24 protein-coding genes are annotated in these 22,331 nt (G+C 48.7%); 21 read left to right on the forward strand and 3 right to left on the reverse strand.

All coding sequences use genetic code 11. The features are described 5' to 3' along the window. Window positions 1-94 precede the first annotated feature (94 nt). From dapB to GY843_RS19940, 14 genes are all read left to right on the forward strand, one after another. Window positions 95-901 carry a 4-hydroxy-tetrahydrodipicolinate reductase gene (dapB, locus tag GY843_RS19875; protein WP_297312286.1) on the forward strand — a complete coding sequence of 269 codons (807 nt, stop codon included), beginning with the start codon at window positions 95-97 and terminating at the stop codon, window positions 899-901. Between the two features lie 231 nt (window positions 902-1,132). After that, on the forward strand, window positions 1,133-2,239 hold the full coding sequence (locus tag GY843_RS19880; protein WP_297312288.1) for a 4Fe-4S dicluster domain-containing protein: 1,107 nt from the start codon (window positions 1,133-1,135) through the stop codon (window positions 2,237-2,239). Beyond that, window positions 2,236-3,102, forward strand: coding sequence for an FAD/NAD(P)-binding protein (locus GY843_RS19885; protein ID WP_297312289.1), 867 nt, complete (start codon window positions 2,236-2,238; stop codon window positions 3,100-3,102). The genes GY843_RS19880 and GY843_RS19885 overlap by 4 nt, the downstream gene beginning before the upstream one ends. After that, entirely contained in the window at window positions 3,102-3,896 is a 795-nt protein-coding gene (locus GY843_RS19890) for a sulfhydrogenase subunit delta (RefSeq protein ID WP_297312291.1), read from the forward strand. The genes GY843_RS19885 and GY843_RS19890 overlap by 1 nt, the downstream gene beginning before the upstream one ends. Next, window positions 3,889-5,184, forward strand: a complete 1,296-nt coding sequence (locus tag GY843_RS19895; protein ID WP_297312292.1) for a Ni/Fe hydrogenase subunit alpha — start codon at window positions 3,889-3,891, stop codon at window positions 5,182-5,184. The genes GY843_RS19890 and GY843_RS19895 overlap by 8 nt, the downstream gene beginning before the upstream one ends. Next, a complete protein-coding gene (locus tag GY843_RS19900; RefSeq protein WP_297312293.1) occupies window positions 5,181-5,633 on the forward strand; it encodes a hydrogenase maturation protease in 453 nt (150 codons plus the stop codon). The genes GY843_RS19895 and GY843_RS19900 overlap by 4 nt, the downstream gene beginning before the upstream one ends. A 5-nt stretch (window positions 5,634-5,638) precedes the next feature. Next, on the forward strand, window positions 5,639-5,950 hold the full coding sequence (locus GY843_RS19905; RefSeq protein ID WP_297312294.1) for a YqfO family protein: 312 nt from the start codon (window positions 5,639-5,641) through the stop codon (window positions 5,948-5,950). Window positions 5,951-5,992: 42 nt separating this feature from the next. Continuing rightward, complete coding sequence (locus GY843_RS19910; RefSeq protein ID WP_297312295.1) at window positions 5,993-7,354, forward strand: V-type ATP synthase subunit B; 1,362 nt, start codon at window positions 5,993-5,995, stop codon at window positions 7,352-7,354. Between the two features lie 9 nt (window positions 7,355-7,363). Continuing rightward, complete coding sequence (locus GY843_RS19915) at window positions 7,364-7,966, forward strand: V-type ATP synthase subunit D (protein WP_297312298.1); 603 nt, start codon at window positions 7,364-7,366, stop codon at window positions 7,964-7,966. 36 nt (window positions 7,967-8,002) lie between these two features. Continuing rightward, window positions 8,003-9,784 carry a V-type ATP synthase subunit I gene (locus GY843_RS19920; RefSeq protein WP_297312299.1) on the forward strand — a complete coding sequence of 594 codons (1,782 nt, stop codon included), beginning with the start codon at window positions 8,003-8,005 and terminating at the stop codon, window positions 9,782-9,784. Beyond that, window positions 9,772-10,218, forward strand: a complete 447-nt coding sequence (locus GY843_RS19925) for an ATP synthase subunit C (protein ID WP_040662675.1) — start codon at window positions 9,772-9,774, stop codon at window positions 10,216-10,218. Before GY843_RS19920 ends, GY843_RS19925 begins: the two co-directional genes overlap by 13 nt. A 53-nt stretch (window positions 10,219-10,271) precedes the next feature. After that, window positions 10,272-10,955 (forward strand): ATPase, encoded by a 684-nt coding sequence (locus tag GY843_RS19930; protein ID WP_297312302.1) that lies wholly within the window; start codon window positions 10,272-10,274, stop codon window positions 10,953-10,955. Then, window positions 10,955-11,638: a DUF2764 family protein gene (locus GY843_RS19935; protein ID WP_297312304.1), complete on the forward strand. Its 684-nt coding sequence runs from the start codon at window positions 10,955-10,957 to the stop codon at window positions 11,636-11,638. The genes GY843_RS19930 and GY843_RS19935 overlap by 1 nt, the downstream gene beginning before the upstream one ends. Further along, window positions 11,638-13,446, forward strand: coding sequence for a V-type ATP synthase subunit A (locus tag GY843_RS19940; protein WP_297312306.1), 1,809 nt, complete (start codon window positions 11,638-11,640; stop codon window positions 13,444-13,446). Before GY843_RS19935 ends, GY843_RS19940 begins: the two co-directional genes overlap by 1 nt. Before the next feature lie 22 nt (window positions 13,447-13,468). Here GY843_RS19940 and GY843_RS19945 read toward each other — a convergent pair whose 3' ends face one another. Further along, window positions 13,469-14,002 carry an NUDIX hydrolase gene (locus GY843_RS19945; RefSeq protein ID WP_297312308.1) on the reverse strand — a complete coding sequence of 178 codons (534 nt, stop codon included), beginning with the start codon at window positions 14,000-14,002 and terminating at the stop codon, window positions 13,469-13,471. A gap of 139 nt (window positions 14,003-14,141) precedes the next feature. Here GY843_RS19945 and GY843_RS19950 point away from each other — a divergent pair, with 139 nt between their 5' ends. The 5 genes from GY843_RS19950 (at window position 14,142) to GY843_RS19970 (ending at window position 18,126) form a co-directional block, all read left to right on the forward strand. Next, complete coding sequence (locus GY843_RS19950) at window positions 14,142-14,741, forward strand: CoA pyrophosphatase (RefSeq protein WP_297312310.1); 600 nt, start codon at window positions 14,142-14,144, stop codon at window positions 14,739-14,741. After that, complete coding sequence (locus tag GY843_RS19955; protein WP_297312312.1) at window positions 14,741-15,268, forward strand: gamma carbonic anhydrase family protein; 528 nt, start codon at window positions 14,741-14,743, stop codon at window positions 15,266-15,268. Before GY843_RS19950 ends, GY843_RS19955 begins: the two co-directional genes overlap by 1 nt. Window position 15,269: 1 nt before the next feature. Continuing rightward, complete coding sequence (locus GY843_RS19960; RefSeq protein ID WP_297312314.1) at window positions 15,270-15,458, forward strand: DUF1289 domain-containing protein; 189 nt, start codon at window positions 15,270-15,272, stop codon at window positions 15,456-15,458. Between the two features lie 19 nt (window positions 15,459-15,477). After that, window positions 15,478-15,774: an MTH1187 family thiamine-binding protein gene (locus tag GY843_RS19965; RefSeq protein ID WP_297312316.1), complete on the forward strand. Its 297-nt coding sequence runs from the start codon at window positions 15,478-15,480 to the stop codon at window positions 15,772-15,774. A 321-nt stretch (window positions 15,775-16,095) separates the two neighbouring features. Then, on the forward strand, window positions 16,096-18,126 hold the full coding sequence (locus tag GY843_RS19970) for a TonB-dependent receptor (protein WP_297312318.1): 2,031 nt from the start codon (window positions 16,096-16,098) through the stop codon (window positions 18,124-18,126). A 53-nt stretch (window positions 18,127-18,179) separates the two neighbouring features. On the opposite strand, the gene GY843_RS19975 is transcribed toward GY843_RS19970, so the two are convergent. Further along, window positions 18,180-19,451 (reverse strand): HlyC/CorC family transporter, encoded by a 1,272-nt coding sequence (locus tag GY843_RS19975; RefSeq protein ID WP_297312320.1) that lies wholly within the window; start codon window positions 19,449-19,451, stop codon window positions 18,180-18,182. A gap of 104 nt (window positions 19,452-19,555) precedes the next feature. Further along, a complete protein-coding gene (locus tag GY843_RS19980) occupies window positions 19,556-20,341 on the reverse strand; it encodes an inner membrane protein YpjD (RefSeq protein ID WP_297312322.1) in 786 nt (261 codons plus the stop codon). Between the two features lie 205 nt (window positions 20,342-20,546). On the opposite strand from GY843_RS19980, the gene ffh reads away from it, so the two are divergent. Together ffh and GY843_RS19990 are read left to right on the forward strand one after the other, a co-directional pair. Then, on the forward strand, window positions 20,547-21,959 hold the full coding sequence (ffh, locus tag GY843_RS19985; protein WP_297312325.1) for a signal recognition particle protein: 1,413 nt from the start codon (window positions 20,547-20,549) through the stop codon (window positions 21,957-21,959). 286 nt (window positions 21,960-22,245) lie between these two features. Beyond that, on the forward strand, window positions 22,246-22,331 hold an 86-nt coding region (locus tag GY843_RS19990; protein WP_297312326.1), incomplete at its 3' end, for a 30S ribosomal protein S16.

Consider the following 22,331-nt stretch of genomic DNA (forward strand, 5'->3'; position numbering starts at 1 on the left):
GCCCGTGAAGTTGGTCATCCTCAGTGTGAAAAACCTGCACTGGATATGGATCAGAATATTCTGCACGACAAAAATTAAGTAGAGCGAACGAAACATGATAAAAGTGGCAGTGACTGGCGCGGCTGGTCGTATGGGTAAAGCTAATATCGAAGCGATCCAGATGGCAGAAGGCATTGAACTGGGTGCAGCTATCGTTGAACCTGGTAGCACACTGATTGGTGTTGATGCCGGTGAATTGGCGGGTGTAGGCAAGCTGGGTGTCCCTGTTGTGGGCTCTCTAGATGAAGCAGTAACCAATTTTGATGTTTTGATCGACTTTACTGCACCGGAAGTGACACTGCTGAATGTCGAATTCTGTGCTGCACATGGTAAACATGTGGTGATTGGTACTACAGGTCTGACTGACCAGCAGAAAGGTGTGTTGGAAGAGCAGTCCGCTAAAACAGCGATCGTTTTTGCGCCGAATATGAGTGTAGGTGTAAACCTATGCTTTAAGCTGCTGGAAATAGCAGCCAAAGCACTGGGTAACGATGACTACGACATTGAAGTGATCGAAGCGCATCACCGCCATAAAGTGGACTCTCCATCAGGTACTGCTCTGCGTATGGGTGAAGTGGTTGCTGATGCGCTGGGTCGTGATCTGAAAGAGTGTGCAGTTTACGGCCGTGAAGGTCAGACTGGTGCGCGCCCTCGCGGTGAGATCGGTTTTGAAACAATCCGTGCCGGCGATGTGGTTGGTGATCATACGGTTCTGTTTGGTACTGAGGGTGAGCGTATTGAGATTACCCATAAAGCCAGCAACCGTCTGACCTTTGCTAAGGGTGCTGTTCGTGCCTGTAAATGGCTGGAAGGCAGATCTACAGGTTTATACGATATGCAGGATGTATTGGGTTTGCGTTAAAAGCTTAGTAACTCCTCTTTTAGAAACCGCAGCATAGCCTGCGGTTTTTTTATGTCTGCAAAAAACCAAATACAGTTAATGGGGACAGATTTGAATCTGTCCCCTTTTTTGTTCGCACTTTCTTAAAAAACAAAACACTATTGATCTGGGTGGTATTTGCTGGATCTTATAGTAGGCTAATCTGATATACAGAGCTTGCGCACAAGATCCTCAAATCCAAGGAGTGATGTGATGGATGGTGTAACACCGCTGTTTTTGACCCGTTCTGATCTGCCTGAACTACTCATTCAGCTGCAGCATGCGGGGTATCGATTACATGGCCCTCAGATCAGAGATGGGGCGGTGGTTTATGATCAGCTAACAAGTGTTGATCAGCTGCCACAAGGCTGGCAGGACCAGCAGTCCCCCGGTTCCTATCGTCTTCACCAAACTGACAGCCAACTTTACTTCAATTGGGCCAACGGTCCTCAAGCACTTAAACCTCTCCTTTATCCTGCTAGAGAGACGCTTTGGCAAGCGAAGCGCCAGGCTGATGGCTCACTGCAATTTATTGTCCCTGATGAACAGTTAGAAAAGGTAGCCGTGATTGCGGCCAAAGCCTGCGATATTGCAGCGCTTAAACTGCAGGATCTGCATTTCACTCAGGGAGAATATGTAGATCCAGGCTATAAGGCGCGTCGCGATGGTTTATTTATTGTCGCTGTGAACTGTAGCTATGCGGCAGAAACATGCTTCTGTGTTTCAGCGGGAGATGGCCCACTACATCAAGATGGTTATGATCTATGCCTGACGGAACTAGAACAGGGTTTTCTGATTGAATCCGGGTCGGTTATAGGGGAAGAGATTCTGCAGCTATTGCCGCTGAGTATGGCAACAGAAACGCAACTAAATTCTGCTCGAGATCAGGCCGAAAATGTTGCAGCAATGCAGCAGAGACAGTTGGCCCCGATAGCCCCTGATCAGCTACAAAGTAAGCGTGATCATAAACAGTGGGATGATATTGCTGAGCGTTGTTTAGCCTGCGGTAACTGCACCATGGTATGCCCCACCTGTTTTTGTCACCGCCAGCATGAGGAGCCGGAACTGAATGGCGCAGAGAGTAGCCATGTGCGGGAGTGGGATAGCTGCTTTGGCGAATCTCATGGGCAGTTGGCTGGGTTTCAGGTACGGCAAACGGTCCGTCAGCGTTATCAACAGTGGATGGTCCATAAGCTTGATGCCTGGCAGGAACAATATGGTCGCTCCGGTTGTACTGGTTGTGGACGCTGTATGAGCTGGTGTCCGGCGGAGATCGACTTTGTTGCTGAAGCAAACCTGATAGGGAGTGACAAGGCATGAGTACCGGTTTGGAAATGCCAACGCTTCAGAAAGCTGGGGCTCAAAAGCCAATGGCCGCTGAAGTCGTTGATCTGATTCAGGAATCGAAAACGATCTTTACTCTGCGCCTGCAATTGATCGACCCCGAAGATCGGGTGAACTATCAGTTTATGCCCGGCCAGTTCAATATGCTTTATCTGTTTGGAGTAGGAGAAGTGCCTATCTCCATTGTTTCTGATCCTCTGGATGAAGGTGTTATTGATCACACCATTCGTATTGTAGGCCGAGTGACTAAAGGTTTGGCGCAATTGAAAAAGGGCGATCAGGTTGGTGTGCGAGGCCCCTTTGGCCGAGGGTGGCCTTTAGCGTTGGCCAGAAATAAAGATCTGCTCATCGTTACAGGTGGGTTGGGTTGTGCGCCCGTGGTGGCTGCCATCAACTTTGCCCTCAAGCGTAGAGGGCATTATCGCAAACTCAGTATTGTGCAGGGTGTGAAGCACAGTAATGATCTTATCTGGCAGGAACGTTATGACAGTTGGCGCCAGATTGAAGGTGTGGAAGTATTTCTTGCCGCAGACGAATCTGGCCCCGCCTGGCCTTTCCATACCGGCCGAATCACAGAATTACTGGATAAAGTCAGTGTGGATGCTGAGCATTGCTTGGCAATGATTTGTGGCCCGGAAGGGATGATGTATCGAGCTGCAGATCAGCTCGTCACTATGGGTATTTCACCTTTCGATATTTATCTCAGTCTTGAACGCAATATGCAGTGTGCTGTAGGACATTGCGGCCACTGTCAGTTTGGTTCTGACTTTATCTGCAAGGATGGCCCGGTGTTTGTCTACCCCGAAGTGCGTGACCGTCTATTGATGGAGGGCGTCTGATGAGCAGAAAACCCACAATCGCAGTTCATAAATTCAGCTCCTGTGATGGTTGTCAGCTGGCGCTACTGAATATGGGCGAGGCATTGGTTACTCTTGCTGAGCGTGTTGATATTAAGCATTTTGCTGAAGCCGGTGTGCTGGATGAGATGGCTGAAGTTGATATCGCTTTTATTGAGGGCAGTGTCGTAACTCAACATGACACTCAACGTATCCAGCAGATCCGTAAAAATTCTCGCTATCTGATCACTATGGGAGCATGCGCAACTTCGGGTGGCATCCAGGCGTTAAAAAATCTATCAGATTCTGCTAACAGTTGGACTGGGGCGATTTATCCACAGCCAGAGTTTATCGATAGCCTGGATCGGTCAGAACCAATCAAAAGTCATGTCAAAGTGGATTTTGAAATATGGGGTTGCCCGATAAACAGTGGTCAGATCTCTACTGCGATAAGTCTGATGCTCGAAGGCGTAATGCCCCAAGATGAGCGGGAAAAGCTCTGTATCGAGTGTAAGCGAGAAGGACTGGTCTGTACTCTGGTTACAGCAGGTGAGCCTTGTATGGGGCCGGTTACACGAACCGGTTGTGGAGCGCTTTGTCCGCAATATGGTAGGGCATGTTACGGCTGTTATGGTGATGCAGAACTACCGCACAACTCTGCTTTAGCCCGAAGGTTCTCCGGGCTGGGTTTACTACCGGATCAAGTGCATAAAAGGTTTCAGCTTATTCATCCTGATCAGGCTAAGAGTAATGATCTGGTAAAGGTAGAATCAGGAAAGGGAGGGCAAAATGGCTGAACGCAGAGTGAAAATCGATGTGCCATCACTTGCTCGTGTGGAGGGTGAAGGAGCGTTGCACCTGAAGATTGAGCAGGGAAAACTGCAGCATCTTCAGTTTAAGATCTATGAGCCGCCGCGTTTCTTTGAGATGTTCCTCGAAGGGCGTCACTACAGTGAAGTGCCTGATATTGTCGCAAGGATCTGTGGTATCTGTCCGGTGGCCTATCAGGTGAGTGCGGTAAACGCGCTGGAATCTCTGTTTCAGGTGAAGACCACTCCCTGGATCAACCAGATGCGTCGTTTACTCTATCTAGGGGAGTGGCTGCAAAGTCATAGCCTACATGTTCATCTCCTGGCGTTGCCAGATTACTTTGGCTACAACACAGTCCTAGAACTGGCCGGTGAGCATCCGGAGGAAGTGCGCCGAGGTTTTGCGCTGCAGGATTCGGGTAATCGAATTATGCGCCTGCTAGGTGGCCGATCGGTGCATCCGGTAGGTATCAAGGTAGGTGGCTTCCATAAAGCGCCATCGCATAAAGATGTTGCTGAATTACTAAGCTTTCTTGAAGAGATGTTACCGCAGGCGGTACAGATGACGGAGTGGATCGCTAGTGTTCCTATCCCAGATCAAACGCAGGAGTTTAATTCGGTTGCATTAGTCGATAGTAATTATTCAGTTGAAAAAGGGCGATTACTTAGTAGCTCGGGTTTGGATATCAATGAAGTTCAATATGAAGACTACTTTGAAGAAACCCAGTGCCCACACTCTACCGCTTTGTGGAGTAACCTGCGGGGTAAGGATTATCTGGTAGGTCCTCTGGCTCGACTGAACCTCAACCATCAGGCGCTGCCCGAATTTCTGCAGAAACTGTTGGTTAAGCTGGGGAATCCATTCCCAAGTCAGAATATGTTCCACAGTATGTTAGCCCGTGGCGTAGAGATCTGTTTTGCACTACATGAAGCGATCAGTATTCTTAAGCAATACGAGCTACCTGAAAGGAGTTATGTGGATGTAGATGTGAAAGCTGGAAGTGGTTGTGGCTGGAGTGAGGCTCCTCGAGGCTTGCTTTGGCATCGGTACAAAGTCAGCAAAGAGGGGCTGATTGAAGAGGCTAAGATTGTTCCTCCAACCAGTCAGAATCAGGCGCGTATCGAGCAGGATCTGCATTGGTCATTAGCGCAGATCGGACTGGATCAGCCGGATGAGGTACTTCGTCTGCACAGTGAAAAGGTTATCCGTAACTATGACCCTTGTATCTCTTGCGCCACACACTTTCTGAAACTGACTACGGAGCGTAGTTCTTGAGTTGTGCTGTACTGGGATTGGGCTCTCCCCATGGAGATGATCTGGTCGGTTGGATTCTGATCGACGAACTACACACAGTGGTCTCATCCGAGATTGTGTGTGAAAAACTCTCTACGCCTGCCCACGGACTGGTAAATATTCTGCCGCAGTATGATCGGGTTATAGTGATTGATGCTTGTGAGATGGGTAAACAGGCCGGGGAGTATGTATACCATGAGGATGGATCAGGGTTTCTGCATATTCAAAATGTTCAAGTAAGCAGTCATAGTCTTGGTTTAGCAGAGAGTTGGCAGTTATTGAAGAAACTGGATATGCCTTTGCCTCAAATCAGTTTGCTGTTGATTCAGATAGGTCAGACTGAGGCTATGGCCCCGCTATCGGATGGTGTGGAAAAGAAACTACCTCAGTTGATCGAGCTGTTGAATAAAACTGTAATAAGTGTGAATTGACCTTGATGTATAAACTAAGTTTTTTTGTGCCAGAGCAAGATCTGGAACAGGTGAAAACCGCTGTCTTTGCTACTGGTGCTGGGCGAATAGGTAATTATGATTCCTGCTGTTGGCAGGTGTTGGGGTTAGGTCAGTTTCGTCCGCTTGAAGGCAGTGATCCACATATAGGTCAGCAGGGTGAAGTTGAGACTGTAGCTGAGTGGAAAGTGGAACTTGTGTGCAGTGACGAACTGATTCATCAAGCGGTAGCAGCAATGAAAGAAGCCCACCCCTACGAAGAACCAGCCTATGATGTTTGGAAGCTGGAAGATATTTAAAAACTGTTATTAGTAATAAGAGATTCTGAAAGGGAGAGTTAAGTGACGCAGCTGTTGGTACGTTACTCAAGGATTCTGGAAATAGTTGGCGATATCGTCAAAGTTCATGTGCCTCTATCTGATGAAGGCTCCTCTTCAATCTGTTTTGGTGATCTAGCTCTGATCGAGAATGAGCAGCATCAAGGTCGCCCTGCCTGCTTGGCCCAGGTGATTCTGCTGGATAGAGAAGAGGTTTCTCTACAGGTTTTTACTGGCACTAAAGGGCTATCTACCCACTCGGTTGTACGTTTTCTTGGCCGCTCCATGGAAGTGACCTTCTCGCCCAACATTCTGGGTCGCTCTTTCTCTGGAACGGGGCGAGCTATCGATAATGGTCCGGCGCTTACTGAAGAGCCGAAGATCGAAATCGATGGCCCTACTGTTAATCCTGCGCGCCGTGTTCTCGCATCGCATATGATCCGAACCGATGTGCCGATGATCGATGTCTTTAACTGTCTGGTGGAAAGCCAGAAAATCCCGGTGTTTTCGGTAGCGGGTGAGCCTTATAACCAGTTACTGGCCCAGATAGGGACTCACGCTGATGCGGACGTGGTGGTGTTTGGTGGTATTGGTCTGGTGTTTGATGACTATCACTACTTCCGTCAGGCGTTTGAGGAAGCAGGTGTGCTGGCGCGTACGGTGATGTTTGTGCACCAGGGGTCAGATCCAACTGTTGAAGGTTTGCTGGTGCCAGATATGGCATTAGCAGTAGCGGAACGTTTTGCCGTAGAAGAGGGTAAAAGGGTTCTTGTGCTGCTCACCGATATGACTGCCTATGCCGATGCTCTAAAGGAGGTGGGCATCTCCATGGAGCATGTTCCTTCCAACCGGGGTTATATCGGTGATCTCTATTCTCAGTTAGCGCGGCGTTATGAAAAAGCCTGTGACTACAAAGGTGCTGGGTCGGTAACCATTCTCTCTGTTACTACGATGCCGGGTGATGATGTAACTCATCCGGTGCCGGATAACACCGGCTACATCACAGAGGGGCAGTTCTACCTGCACGATGGGGTGATTGATCCGTTTGGTTCCCTCTCGCGTCTGAAGCAGCATGTAATAGGTAAGGTGACTCGTGAGGATCACAGCCAGATTATGAATACTATGGTGCGTTTCTATGCGGAATCTCAGGATGCAGCACAGAAACAAGCGATGTCTTTTGAGTTGAGTGAATACGATGAGCGTCTGCTGAAATTTGGTGAACTGTTCCGTGATCGCTTTATGGATATTCATGTCACCATGCCGTTGGAGCAGGCACTGGATCGTTGTTGGCTGACATTGGCAGAATGTTTTCAGCCCCATGAACTGTTGATGAAGCAGAACCTGATCGACAAATACTTCCCTACTGATCAGCAAGAGATGGCTTAAGGATAATCTGTGGCAAAGCTGGCACTGAATAAAACCACATTGAACCGGGAAGGACGTCGTTTGAAAGCGTTCCGACAGTTCGTGCCTGCTCTAGATCTGAAACGAAAACAACTGTTGGCGGCACGTCAGGAAACAAATGTCCTGTTGCAGAGTAGTCAGCAGGGTTTGTCTGAACTGCACCAGCAGGTTGCTGAGAAACTGCCAATGTTAGCGGGATCAGATATCGAGATTGGTAACCTGTTGCAGGTAAAGCGGGTAGAGGTTGAGTATATCAATCTGGTGGGGCTGGAACTGCCGCAACTGTCATATTTTGATGTAGAGATTGATCAGTACTCACGTCTGGTACTACCGCACTGGGTGGATAATGTTCTCCTACTGCAGCAGCAGGCTTTGAAGTTACAAGTCGAGATGCAGATTTATCAGCAACGGTTACAGCTGCTCGAAGAGGGTCTGCGCAAAACAACGCAGCGCTTAAACCTGTTTGATAAGGTTCTGATCCCTGAGGCTCAGGCTAATATCCGCAAGATCCGTATCGCACTTTCCGATGCTGAACGTGCTGGCGTTGTTCGCGCCAAGATCGCGAAAAATAAGCGCAGGAGGCTGAACTTGTGAGTGCTGTAAGGACTGAGAGGGGGTGAGGATAGAGCCATGAGTATTCTATCTCTGCAAAAAGCCACGCTGATTGGGCTGACAGAAGAGAAAGCTGTAGTGCTTGATGCTCTGCAGACTCTTGGTGTTATGCACATTATTCCACTGAGTCAGCCGCAAAAAACTTCTCAAAAACCCGAACACGAGGTAAGCCCGGAACAACTGCACGGCGTACTGCACTATCTGCTGAGTTGTAAGCAGAAACGCAAACAGGTGCTGAGTGAGCGCCATTTCAATCTGATAGAAGTAGCCGATCAAGTTGATCAGAATCGGAGCCTTCGCCTGACTCTGGTCGAACGCCATGATTTCCTGAAAAAGCGTATCAAAGACCTACAGCCCTGGGGCAGTTTTATTCTGCCTGAAACAGGTGAGTTATATGGGCAGCGCTTTTGGTTTTATCTGGTACCTAACTACCGAATGAAAGAGGTGGAGAAAACAGAACTGCCCTGGCAGATGGTGCACCGGGATAATCGTTATAGCTATATTGCAGTTATTGCTGAGCAGGAACCCGCTCTGAATGCGATGCCGGTCACCCGGACGCACACCGGAGCAATTCCTCTGGAGCAGCTTAAACGTGAACTGGAAGATATTGAGGTCGAGCTGGAAACGATTGAAGCGGATCGTGAAGCGATGACCCGTTGGCTCTACCATCTTCAGCGCTCCATCGCCGGTACAGAAGATGCTGCGCAGCTGGCAGATGTTTCTGATCAGACTTTGGATCGGGATGAAGTGTTTGCGATTCAGGGCTGGGTTGCCGATGAACAGGTCGAGCGCCTACAGCAGTTTGCTGACCAGCACAGTATGGTGTTGCAGCTACAGCAACCTGAAGCTGATGAACTGCCACCAACGCTGCTAGATAATCCCACCTCAGTGGCCGGTGGTGAAGAAGTGGTGAACTTCTTCCAGATGCCGGGTTACCGCAGTTGGGACCCATCCCGCGTGGTGTTCTTCTCCTTTGTCAGCTTCTTTGCCCTGATTATGTCCGATGCTGGGTATTCACTGTTGCTGGGTCTCTTGCTGTTTATGAACTGGCAGAAGATGGCGCAGTCTGAAACCGGACGGCGTTTACGGGCGATGGGTGTGGCTTTATCGGCAGCGGGTTTTGCATGGGGTGTGGCTGTCGGCAGTTACTTCGGTGCGCAGGCCCCGTTTGCCTGGTTACAAAGCTGGAAACTGATGGATCTGAATGATTTCGATAGCATGATGCTGCTCTCAATTTCGGTAGGGGCAACACATCTGATACTGGCTAACCTGATGATGGCCTGGGTTCGGCGGCATAGTACACAGGCCTTTTCAGCTTTGGGCTGGGCGTTGTCTGTCGCTATTGCGCTATGGGGATGGATTCAGGGCTTCGCTCTGTATCACTGGCTACTGCTCGCGACTGGATTGGTGTTGGTGTTGCTGTTCTCCACTGATAGGCCTGGATGGGGATTTAAACGTTTTCTCGATGGCTTGCTTGCGCTGACTGGCATCACCAAAATCTTCGGTGATGTACTCAGCTATTTGCGCCTTTTTGCATTGGGTTTGGCCAGCGCATCTTTGGCAATGACCTTTAACCAATTGGCAGTGGATGTTGCCGCAGCACTACCTGCAATTGGTCTGCTGTTTAAGGTTTTGATACTGCTGGTTGGGCATCTTTTGAATTTTGTGCTGACGGTGATCAGTGGGGTGATCCACGGTCTGCGTCTTAATCTGATCGAATTTTATAACTGGAGTCTGGCGGATGAAGGCTATGCCTTTCAGCCGTTTGCTAAACGGGAGGTTTCACCTTGGATAACCTGATCATGGCCCTGGGATGGGCGGGTTTGTACGGCCCTATGGCGTTAGGTGCTATCGGAAGTATGATCGGCTGCGCACAGGCAGGACAGGCAGCTTGTGGTGCTTTGCTGGAAACTGAAACCGGACATGGACGGTATATCGGTATTGCCGCGATGCCATCGTCACAGTCGATTTACGGCATTGTGGTGATGTTTGCATTAAACAGGGAGATTACTCCTGAGAATGCGCCTGGGTTGGCGGCTATCGGTCTGCTTTGTGGTCTTGCTCTATTGTTCAGTGCTGCGTGGCAGGGGCGCTGCTGTGCATCAGCGATTAATGTTTCCAAAATTCGCCCGGAGATCTTTGGTATGTCACTGGCTCCAGCGGCAATTGTTGAAGGTTTTGCGGTATTCGCGTTTATCTTTGCGCTGGTGATCAGTGCAGGTGTACCTGCATGAGTGCCTGCATAAGTATCGGCATAAGAATGGTAATGAGCTGTGAGTAAAAGCTTATGAGTAAAGAACAGAAAACCCATGCGTCATCTGGTGTTGAAGAGCTGATTGAAAAACTTCGCCAGCGGGGTGTGGAAAAAGGCCAGCATGAAGCGGAAAAGCTGGTTGAGGAAGCGGAGCGTAGAGCTGATTGGTTACTAGCTCAGGCTAAGCAGGAGGCTGAACAGATTGTCACTAAAGCCAAGGCAGAAGCTGAGAAGCTGTATCAGTCGGGTGAAGATGCACTGAAGATCGCAGCGCGGGATATGCATCTGGAAGTGCGGGAAACCTTGTCGCACTCATTCACCGATCAAGTAGAGCGCTTGGTTGCTCAGCAGATGGATAACGCTGAATTTATGCGCCTGCTGATTTTGGCGCTGGTGGATAAAGCCAGCACTGACCATGGCATCGCTGATGCACAGAAGATAGAGATCCTATTGCCGGATGATTATATCGGTCTGGATGAACTGCGCCGAAATCCAAAAGAGTATCGCGAAGGTAAGTTGAGCCAGTTTGTTCAGTCGCTGGCTGCCGAGCAGATGCGTGAAGGTGTTAGCTTTGATCTGCACGAAGGTAAGGGGATAAGGGTCAGACTGAGCGGTGAAGAGGTTGAGGTGGATCTGAGCAGTGATGCGATCTCCAAGTTGCTACTGAAACATCTACAGCCACGTTTCCGGGCGATAATTGAAGGGGTAATCCGCTAGTGTCTGATTACTATACGCTGATAACCGCTCTGCCCTGGCTGCCAGATCTGCAGCAGTGCAAGCAGTTACCTCTGTCACGTATAGCGTTGGATCAGCGCCTGACCATGCTGAATGAGGCTGATCGCAAGCAGTTAGAGTTAGTTGAAGGTCTTTTTCATCCCAATGATCGGGTGTTGCAAGGATTAACTGATAAAGATGTTGTGTCGAGATGGAAGGCTCAGCTAAACGATCTGCTTTCGGATGTGCTGCGTGAGCGGATTCTGTTTCATATGGAGTTGAGAACCCTGTTGGCAGCTCTGCGCAGTCGGGAAGCGGGTATGGAAAATCCGGCGCTTTTCTTTGGTATTGGGCGTTGGTTGCCGCGTATCAGAAAACACTGGTTTGAACCGGGCTTTGGTCTGGATGAGGTTTGCCCGCAGTTACATCAGCTGCAGCGGATCGTCGCAAAGAATGACCCTATGCTACTGGAGAACAAAATGAACCAGTGGCTTTGGCATGATCTTGTGCTTTGTGAACGCCAGAATCATTTTAGTTTTGAAGCCCTTGCCTGTTTTGTTTTGCGCTGGGGGATTGCGGAGCGACATCTGCAACAGAATGCCAATCTTGCATTGGAAGAGTTTAATCGGGCCAGTGAGCTACTTCTCAGTAGCGCTGGCTTGGAACGACAATTGGAGAGCAATTAGTGGATCAGCAGGTGACCGCACAGGTAGTAGCCGTACGGGATGACATTGTTACCGTTGAGCTTCTCAAAGATGAAGATGATTCCTTTTTCCCGATTCTGAAAAATGAAGTGGTATATATCTGTCCAAGACGAACTGCGCTAGATGACCGGCAGGAATATTTGCAGGCAGAGGTGCTCAGGGTTCGTCATGGTGAAGCGGATGTTCAGGTGTTTGAGAATACCCGCGGTGTTGCAGTTGGTGATGCGGTGCGCCAGAGCGGTAATATGCTCTCGGTTGCATTGGGGCCGGGCCTGCTGGGGCAGGTGTACGATGGATTGCAAAACCCACTGGAGATAATTGCCTCCCAGCATGGATTCTTTCTGCCGCGCGGGCTGGAAGTGGACGGCATCGATCAACAGCAGCATTGGGCATTTCAGCCTACTGTGAAAGTGGGTGATACGGTGAAGGCTGGAGACCTGATTGGTAATGTTCAGGAGGGGCGCTTCAAACACCGCATCATGGCCCCGTTTGATCTTTACGGTGAAGCTGAGATCAGTTGGATTCAAGAGGGGAGTTTTACGGTTACTACCCCTGTAGCCCGTCTAAAAGCCTCTAATCAGCATGAAATCGAAGTCACTATGCAGCAAAACTGGCCAGTGCGTGTGCCGGTAAGTGAGCCGCTTCTGCGTGAAGGTAGTAGTCGACGTCATTATCCACAGGAACCACTGCTGACTTCTATCAGATTAATCGATACTTTTTTCCCGGTAGCCCGTGGTGGAACTGCGTGTATCCCCGGACCTTTTGGAGCGGGGAAGACTGTGCTGCAGAGTTTGATTTCGCGCTTCTCCGATGTGGATATTGTGGTGATTGTGGCCTGTGGTGAGCGTGCCGGTGAGGTGGTGGAAACCATTACCGAATTCCCGAATATGTCTGATCCCAAAGGTGGCACCTTGATGGATCGTACAGTGATTATCTGTAATACCTCATCCATGCCAGTGGCGGCTCGTGAGGCTTCTATCTACACCGGTATCACCATCTCGGAATACTACCGGCAGATGGGGTATAACGTGCTTTTGATTGCAGATTCCACTTCGCGCTGGGCGCAGGCGATGCGTGAGACATCGGGTCGCCTTGAAGAGATCCCCGGTGAAGAAGCGTTTCCTGCCTATCTGGATTCGGCGGTGCGTGCGCTATACGAGCGTGCTGGTCTTATCGAAAACAACGCGGGGGATATGGGTAGTCTGACCCTGATCGGTACAGTATCTCCAGCTGGCGGTAACTTTGAAGAGCCTGTAACTCAATCGACGCTACGTACGGTTAAAACCTTCCTGGGATTGAGCGCCGAACGAGCCTATAAGCGAGCTTATCCAGCGGTAGATCCGTTGATCTCCTGGTCTCGTTATCTGGATCAGCTGTCCGGTTGGTATGCTGAAAATTTAGGTGCTGACTGGGTGCCTCAGGTTAAAGAGATGCAGCAACTGCTTGATCAAGGTGAAGCGGTTCAGCAGATGATGCAAGTGACCGGGGAAGAGGGGGTGACTCTCCAAGACTATATTCTCTATCACAAATCTATCTGCCTGGATCAGGTGTATCTCCAGCAGGATGCATTTGACGATGTGGATATTTCGGTACCTATGGAGCGGCAGAAAGAGATCTTTGCTTTGCTACGGAAATGCCTGATGCAGCCGCCACAGTTCAAAGATAAAGATCAGGTACGAGATCACTTTGTTAAGTTGACCAGCTTGTTCCGTAACCTTAATTACACCCGCAGTGATAGCCCGGATTATCGGCGCTACAAGCAGGAGATCAGAGAGTTGGCACAGCTATGAACTCAGCAATGCCTTGGCGTATTTAGTTTCCTCTGAGAGTCACTTCTCTGAGAGGGAACTGCCCTTCTTTACGATCAGAAAAATAAAACTTCAGCGCATTATGGATAGTTTTGAAGGCCAGATCATCCCAAGGAATCTCCTCTTCACTGAACAGTTTTACTTCCAGTGATTCAGAGCTGGAGCTGAACTTTGGTTCGGGCAGATCTGCCAGATAGATAAACTGAACCTGATTGACATGGGTAATGGATGTCAGAGTGTAGAGACTGAGTAGATTTACTGTGGCATTGGCTTCTTCGAGTGTTTCGCGCAAGGCTGCTTCTTCGGTTGATTCCCCGTTTTCCATATAGCCTGCAGGAAGAGTCCAGTAGCCTACACGTGGTTCAATAGCGCGTTTGCAGAGTAAAACCTTGTCACCGTACACAGGCAGGCAGCCTGCCACTATCTTCGGGTTATGGTAGTAAATGGTATCGCATGCGGGGCAAGTGTGACGTGGAAGTGAATCCCCTTCCGGAATTTTGACCTCTATCTCAGTCGCACAGTTGGAACAAAATTTCATGGTGTGTCCTTCACGTATAAGCCTTTATTCTATCCTGTGAGAATTTGGTTAGACAATGCTGTCTGGTAACTAGGGCACCCATTATTCAGAGGTGCACTAAGCATGTATTATTAGAGTAACGATCTGAAACTGAATATTTATGCTGAAAACAATCCGGCAACGTCTTAATGATTTTGAGCCCAGGAGCTTTCCTTCCAATCAGCCCCAGGCAGGTGTCTTGATTGCGCTAACAGATCACCCCTCTGATCCAGAGGTGGTGCTGACCAAACGTGCAGCGCGTTTATCTACTCATAGCGGTGAGATCGCCTTTCCCGGTGGTAAACATGATGAAACCGATCGGGATCTGTTACATACCGCACTGCGTGAAGCTGAAGAGGAGGTGGGTTTGCCTCCCGATAAGGTTGAGATTGTCGGGCCTTTAGGACAGGTGATGTCTAAACATGGGCTGAAAGTTACACCTTGGGTGGGAATTATTCCTCAGGGGCTTGCGCTTGAACCAAATCCAGATGAATTGGATGAAATATTCAATGTGCCTTTAAGTTTCTTTATGCAGGACGAACGTTACTGTACGGATGAGATCCGCTTTAAAGGTAAAACCATGTATGTGCCGGCCTGGGAATATAGAGGGCATATTATCTGGGGGCTTACAGCTTACATGTTGGTGGAGTTGTTAAACGAAGGGTGTGACGCAGGTATTCCGATGAAACCTCGCCCCGAACATAAGATCAGGAGATGGTGATGTTGTACTCACTGGAAGGTCAGCAGGTTAAATTGCTGGGCGATGAACATTTCGTAGCTGAGAATGCCACGGTAATAGGTAATGTTGAGCTGCATGATAGAAGCAGCATCTGGTTCAATGTGGTTATTCGGGGAGATAACGATCCAATTATCATCGGTGAGGGTAGTAATATTCAGGATGGAGCGGTGCTTCATACCGACCCTGGCTATACGTTGTCGGTTGGTAAGGGTGTTACCGTTGGTCATCAGGCGATGTTACATGGTTGTGAAGTGGGTGATGGCTCACTGATAGGTATCGGAGCAGTCGTGCTTAACGGTGTGAAGATTGGTAAAGGTTGTCTGATCGGCGCTAATGCGCTGGTTCCAGAGGGAATGGAAATACCAGATTACTCACTGGTAGTGGGCTCCCCTGCCAAAGTGAAACGTACTTTAAATGAAGATCAGGTTGCTGGTCTGAAGCAGAACGCAGAACACTACGTTGAAAATATGCGTCGCTTTAACAGTAGCTTTAAGAAACAGAGTGATTGAGATGGAACAAGAACTAAGCCCTGTGCGTAACCCTTGCGTGGGTGTCTGCGCGCTTGATGAAAATGATATCTGTATCGCGTGTCATCGTACTGGTATCGAAATCGGTGAATGGGGCACCTACAGCAACGAAGAGAAAATCGCGGTGTGGAAGAAAGTGGTTCGCCGTGAGAAAGGGGAATTAAAGGAATAGTCTACAGGGTGAATTCATTATGAAAGTAATGATAGATATCTGCATCGTGCCTCTTGGGGTGGGTGTCTCCGTTTCAGAGTATGTGACTGCTTGTCAGAAAGTTCTTGAAGAAGCGGGACTAGAACATCAGATGCACGCCTATGGCACCAATGTTGAGGGTGACTGGGATGAAGTGATGGCGGCAGTGAAGCGTTGTCATGAGGTCGTGCATGAGATGGGAGCCCCAAGGATTACTAGCTCTATGCGATTGGGCACGAGAACGGATAGAGAGCAAAGCATGGCCGATAAAATCCAGAGTGTGACAGATAAGTTGTGATCTGGGACAGCTCTTCCTTCCTTAGTTTGCCTATTCAGACGCAAAAATTGTGCTTAATAACAATTGTGCCTATTGTCTCTTCTAATTAATTTCCTGCTATCTGTTCTGTAATAGGTTCAGTTCGAATTTTTTATGTTGAGAATGTTTATGAATGAGTCACAGAAATCAGGCCGGTCGTCACTCAGTGGAATAAAACCTTTGTTTCGTGTTAATGGTTTTAGATGGGCTTTTTTGTCTAGCCCTTTAGCTCTGTGTTTTCCTTTGTCTTTATCCTTTGGAGCTTCCCCAGCCCAAGCAGAGACTCAAACAGAGACGGCTGCGATGCCGGCTGTAGTTGTCACTGCTACACGTCAGGAAAGTGCTTTAATGAATTTGGCTGGTAATACTGGTCAAGTTTCTGAAGAAGAAGTCGAGTTGCTTAATGCTGATCATATTACAGAGGCTCTAGGTCGTATTTCTGGGGTGAATATTCAGCGTGGTAATGGAGCTGAGTCACTGGTTGCACTGCGTTCACCGGTTTTAACCGGGCCAGGGGCTGCGGGAGCTTTTCTGTTTATGGAAGATAGCATTCCGTTACGAGCGGCGGCTTTTGCTAACAACAATGGTTTGGCAGAACCTCATTTTGAAATGGCTGGTTCTATTGAGGTTGTTAAAGGACCGGGTAGTGCTTTGTATGGCTCCAACGCGGTTCATGGTCTGTTTAACGTCCTTAGCCGTGATCCTTCATCAGAACTTGAGCGTGAGATCGGTCTGACTCTTGGTTCAGATGATCTGTATAAAGTTAGGGGAACGGTTAGCAATTCTTCTGGTGATCATGCTTATCGTATTAGTTTTAGTGGTACTGAGGACAGTGGCTGGCGTGAAGAGTCTGGGTTGGGGCAGCAGAAGTTAACTGTTCGTCATGACTACGATGCGGATGATACGAATAGCTTTAAAACCATCTTTTCCGTATTCAATCTGAATCAGGAGACTGCGGGATTTATTAAGTCTGATGACCCTAAAGCGTATGAAGATTCAGATTTAATGGAAACTAACCCTGATTCGGATGCTTACAGGGATTGGTGGTCTTTGCGCTTATCTACCCGATGGGACCATGATATGGCTGACGGAGGGCTGCTAAGCCTTACGCCTTATCTGCGCAGTAATGAAATGGAATTCAGACAGCATTATCTGCCTTCTCGAGCGATTGAAGAGAACGAGCATCAAAGTGTTGGTCTGCTGGCTGCGTATTATATGGATGTGGATGGTGGTCATGAAGTGATCTGGGGAACTGATGTTGAGTTTACTCAGGGTAGCTTACGTCAGGAACAGGAACGCTCTAGCTACGCCTTCTTCGGAAACAAGCTTCGTCAGCAAGGTGTGCACTATGACTACGAAGTAGATGCTGTAACTATTGCGCCGTATGTTCATGCTGAGTGGCAGCTATCAGAGAAATTGATCGCTACTACTGGTTTGCGTTACGAGCATGTCCGTTATGACTACGACAACAAAGTAGCTTCCGGCACAGGTTTAGCGGACGGCAGTGATTCCCAATGTACGGATTTCCCGCACGCTATCTTGCCAGGGACCTACTCAGGGCCATGCTTATATAAGCGCCCAGAAGATCGTAAGGATCACTTTAGCGATCTAAGTCCAAAGCTGGGTCTTGTTTATCACCTTTCGGATACGCAGGCTGTTTTTGCTAATCTGTCCCGAGGTCATCGCGCTCCGCAAGTGACAGATCTCTATCGCTTACAGAATCAGCAGGAAGTGGGTGAAATGGATTCAGAGAATCTGGATAGCCTTGAGGTGGGCATTCGCGGCGAGAGTGGACTGGTGAGTTACGAACTCTCCGCATTCTTTATGAAAAAGGATAACTTCTTCTTCCGCGATTCTGCTGGTTTGAATGTCACTGACGGTAAAACTAAGCATCGAGGGCTTGAAGCCAGTGTAATGCTTCCTTTTGGGGAGTCCTTTGATCTAGCCGCAAATTACACTTATGCCATCCATAAATATGACTTTGATAATGCATCGAGCGGAGTTGTAAATGGCAACTATGTAGATACTGCGCCAAAACACCTCGCGAATGTCCGAGTTGGCTGGGATTTTAAGGATGATAGCCGCGCTGAACTAGAATGGAACCACGTCAGCCGTTATTTTCTTGATCCTTCCAATGCGCATGAGTATGACGGCCATGATGTTGTTAATCTGAGAGTGAATACACAGATTAATCCTTCGGTGACGCTTAATGCACAGATACGCAACCTTCTGGATGAAGAGTATGCGGATCGTGCGGATTTCGCCTTTGGTGATTATCGTTTCTTCCCGGCTCAGGGGCGTAATATTCAGGTGGGGGCTAGTATTAGCTTCTAAGTGTTATAGCAATAAAAAAGGGCCTTATGGCCCTTTTTTATTGCTTGGAATGATCATTCTTCCTGTTGTTTGGGTAGCACAACCATTCGCACTGTCTTAATCATGTTTTCACTGATCTGCAGGGTTTCCATACGATAGTTATCAATCTGGAGGCAGACGTTGGCATCCGGGATCGACTCGATGGTTTCTGTAATCAGGCCATTCATGGTTTTAGGGCCGTCAGTTGGTAACTCCCAGTCCAGGGCTTTGTTAACGTCGCGAATATAGGCTGTACCATCAACAAAATAGCTACCATCTTCTTGAAGAAAGACGTCCTGATCTTCTTCGCTGTTATTGGACGACAGCTCGCCTACGATCTCTTCCAGAATATCTTCCATGGTAACGATACCCTGAACATCTCCGTACTCGTCTACAACCATACCAATACGGCGATTCTGAGCCTGGAAATGTAACAGCTGAGTCTGTAGCGGTGTGCTTTCAGGAATAAAGTAAGGTTCGCGGATAACTTGCAGAATGGCTGCTTTAGTTACAGATCCTTGGTGGAACACCTGAGCCAGATTACGCATATGAAGCAAGCCGACTACTTTATTCAACTCGCCCTGGAAAACTGGAAGGCGTGTATGTTCCGTGCGGCTCAGTTGTTCGATGATAGTATCTATATCATCGTCCAGGTCGATGCCTATAACCTCATTTCGCGGCACCATTACGTCATTAACGGTCACTTCTGACAGTTCCAGCACGCCAAGCAGCATATCCTGGTTATTCTGTGGAAGCAGTGCGCCAGCTTCATTTACTAGTGTGCGTAGCTCTTCGGTGCTGAGGTGGTGACTGTCATCACCGGTAACCTTTACACCAAACAGGCGTAGGAATGAGTTGGTAATTCCGTTGATTACCCATACTAGTGGGTAGATCAGCTTTAGCAGTGGTGCCAGCACATAGGCTGCGGGAAAGGCAATCTTCTCTGGGTGCATGGCTGCCATGGTTTTTGGCGAAACCTCTGCAAATATGAGGATAACAACCGTCAGGCCGAAAGTTGCGATCATGATCCCGGCGTCACCCCATAGCCTTACAGCGACTACTGTAGCGATAGCCGAAGCAAGAATATTTACAAAGTTATTACCAATCAGGATAACGCCGATCAGGCGGTCAGGGCGTGCAAGTAAGTTGCTGGCCTTGCGGGCTCCGCGATGTTTTTTCTTTACCAGATGTTTCAGCCGATAGCGGTTGAGTGACATCATCCCGGTTTCGGAACTGGAGAAAAAAGCGGAACAGAGGATAAGGAAACAGAGAACTCCGAGGAGAAAACTTATCGACGCGTCTTCCAAGACTGTATGCCTGTGTTATGAATGGAGAGACATTTTCAGATTTGGCTCAGAACCTGTCAAGACGTACAAAAGGATTAAATAGCCTTTAAAAGCCTGTAAAGCAGTTATACAAACCACTCGATAACCATTTTGCTACCGAAGAAGCCTACGGCTAACGTGATAAAACTACTGATTGTCCAGCGCACTGCGGTATTGCTACGCCAGCCAAAGGTGGCGCGCCCGAATAGTAGAGTAGCGTAGAGCAGCCATGCTATCAGGGATAGAACTGTTTTATGCACCAGATGCTGGGCAAACAGATCTTCAAAGAACAGGAATCCTGAGATAAGAGAGCCGGTCAGTAGAATCAGACCTGTTGATATCATCTCAAACAGCAGGCGTTCCATGGTCTGCAGAGGCGGTAAAGAGGAAACAAGGCCACGGGTATGGTGGTGTTTCAGGGCGGACTCCTGACGGGAGAGAAGAATCGCCTGTATAGTGGCTATAGTGAAAATGCTGTAAGCCAGCATGGATAGCAAAATGTGGCTGATCAGGCCGCTATCATAAGCTTTTCCTGCATCGATTCCGGTTGCAAGAGCCAGTAGCGCGGTAATTGCAGCCATTGGGAATACGCCAATAAACAAATTGTTTATGTTTTGGCGCAGACTACTCAATAGAACCAGAGCTACGACCAACCAGGATACCAGGGAGCCAACACTGGTTACGCTTAGGTTAATACCGCCCGGTTGATGCAGAATCAGATAAACGGAAAATGTATGGGCGCCCAGAGCAGACAAGCCCAGGAGCTGGTTGATGCTGCGGGACTGCTTGCGCTTGCCCTGCATTATCTGCCATTGCAGGTATCCTGCAACTGAATAGAGTAATACGGCAACTAATGTAGATAGGGCTAGCATTGTGTCTGTAAATTCCGCGTCTGGGACTGGTTCCTGTTTATGGGAGGCTAGTTTGTCATAGATGGACGGCGGATAAAAGAAGTGGGGGCTGCTATGCAGCTTGCGAGTACTGTATAATGCGCGGTCATAAATTAATCAGTTCCATCTTTCCCTTCAAAAACTGTTCGTTTAGATGGTCGGAACAGAAGGGAGATCGAGGCAGAAGATGTTTGAGAATTTAACAGAACGATTAACGCATACGCTACGCTCAGTAACGGGTCAGGCAAAGCTGACCGAAGACAATATTAAGGGCACGTTGCGTGAAGTACGTATGGCGCTGCTGGAAGCGGATGTGGCGCTGCCAGTTGTTAAAGAGTTTGTTAACAGCGTAAAAGAGCGTGCAGTAGGCACTGAAGTTACGAAGAGTCTGACTCCGGGTCAGGTGTTCGTGAAGATCGTCAATGAAGAGATGATCAAGGTGATGGGTGAGGCGAATGAAAAGCTGAACCTGGCAACGACTCCTCCTGCCGTAGTTCTGATGGCAGGTTTGCAGGGTGCGGGTAAAACCACTTCTGTCGCTAAACTGGGTCGTCACCTGCGTGAACGTGAAAAGAAAAAGGTTCTGGTTGTTTCTGCTGACGTTTATCGTCCAGCGGCGATCAAACAGCTGGAAACACTGGCTGCCGAAGTAGAGGTTGATTTCTTCCCGTCTACTGCTGATCAAGATCCGGTAGATATCGCCAATGCAGCGATCGCTCATGCGCGTATTCAACATCATGATGTACTGCTGGTGGATACGGCGGGTCGTTTGCACGTAGACGACGATATGATGGGCGAGATTAAACGCCTGCATGAAGCGGTGAATCCGATTGAAACCTTGTTCGTGGTTGACTCCATGACAGGTCAGGATGCGGCAAATACAGCACGCGCCTTCAATGAAGTGCTACCGCTGACCGGTGTGGTTCTGACTAAAACCGATGGTGATGCCCGTGGTGGTGCGGCGCTATCTGTTCGCCATATCACTGGTAAGCCGATCAAATTCCTCGGTGTGGGTGAAAAGGTTGATGCTCTTGAACCGTTCCATCCTGACCGTGTTGCTTCCCGAATCCTGGGTATGGGTGACGTTCTCTCCCTGATTGAGGAAGCAGAACAGAAGATCGATAAGGCCAAAGCGGAAAAGTTCGCTAAGAAGATCAAAAAAGGTAAAGGTTTTGATCTGGAAGACTTCCGAGAGCAGATCGCCCAGATGAAAAATATGGGTGGCATGGCCGGTATGCTGGATAAACTTCCTGGCATGGGGCAGTTGTCTCAGGCTGCTGATGCAGCTAATGCTGAAAAAGGCATGCACCAGATGGAGGCGATCATTAACTCAATGACGCCAATGGAACGTCGTAAGCCTGAGATTATCTCCGGTTCACGTAAGAAACGTATCGCCAAAGGTTCTGGTACTCAGATTCAGGATGTTAACCGTCTGCTGAAACAGCATAAACAGATGTCGAAGATGATGAAGAAATTCAGCGGCAAAGGCGGCATGGCGAAGATGATGCGCGGTATGAAAGGCATGCTTCCACCAGGCATGGGTGGTGGCCCAGGCGGTATGGGTGGTATGGGTGGTCCAGGCGGCTTCCCACGTATGTGATTAACTAGCGGCCTCAATGCTCCAATGCGGCGTTAAAAATCTGTTCAAAATGCTCACTTACAAGTAGTAAGTTCCGCTTTTTCACAGTTTTTTGCCTTGCCCTGAAACATTGATACTCGCTAGGGGTTCTGGCGAGAGGCCAAATAAGTAAAAAGACTTTATTAGGGCGGTAAATTCGCGTAGAATTGCCGCCCTGATTTTTTAATGGTCCGGTCTGCCTGAAAAACAGTCTGGTAAATCAAACAGTGGGCGATATTAAAACCCACTCAATAAAAGGGTCTAACGCATGGTAATAATTCGTTTGTCTCGTGGTGGCGCTAAGAAGCGTCCTTTCTATCACATCTCAGTAGCGGACTCGCGTAATGCGCGTGA

This window comes from Neptuniibacter sp. (assembly GCF_024231755.1).
GTDB lineage: Bacteria > Pseudomonadota > Gammaproteobacteria > Pseudomonadales > Balneatricaceae > Neptuniibacter.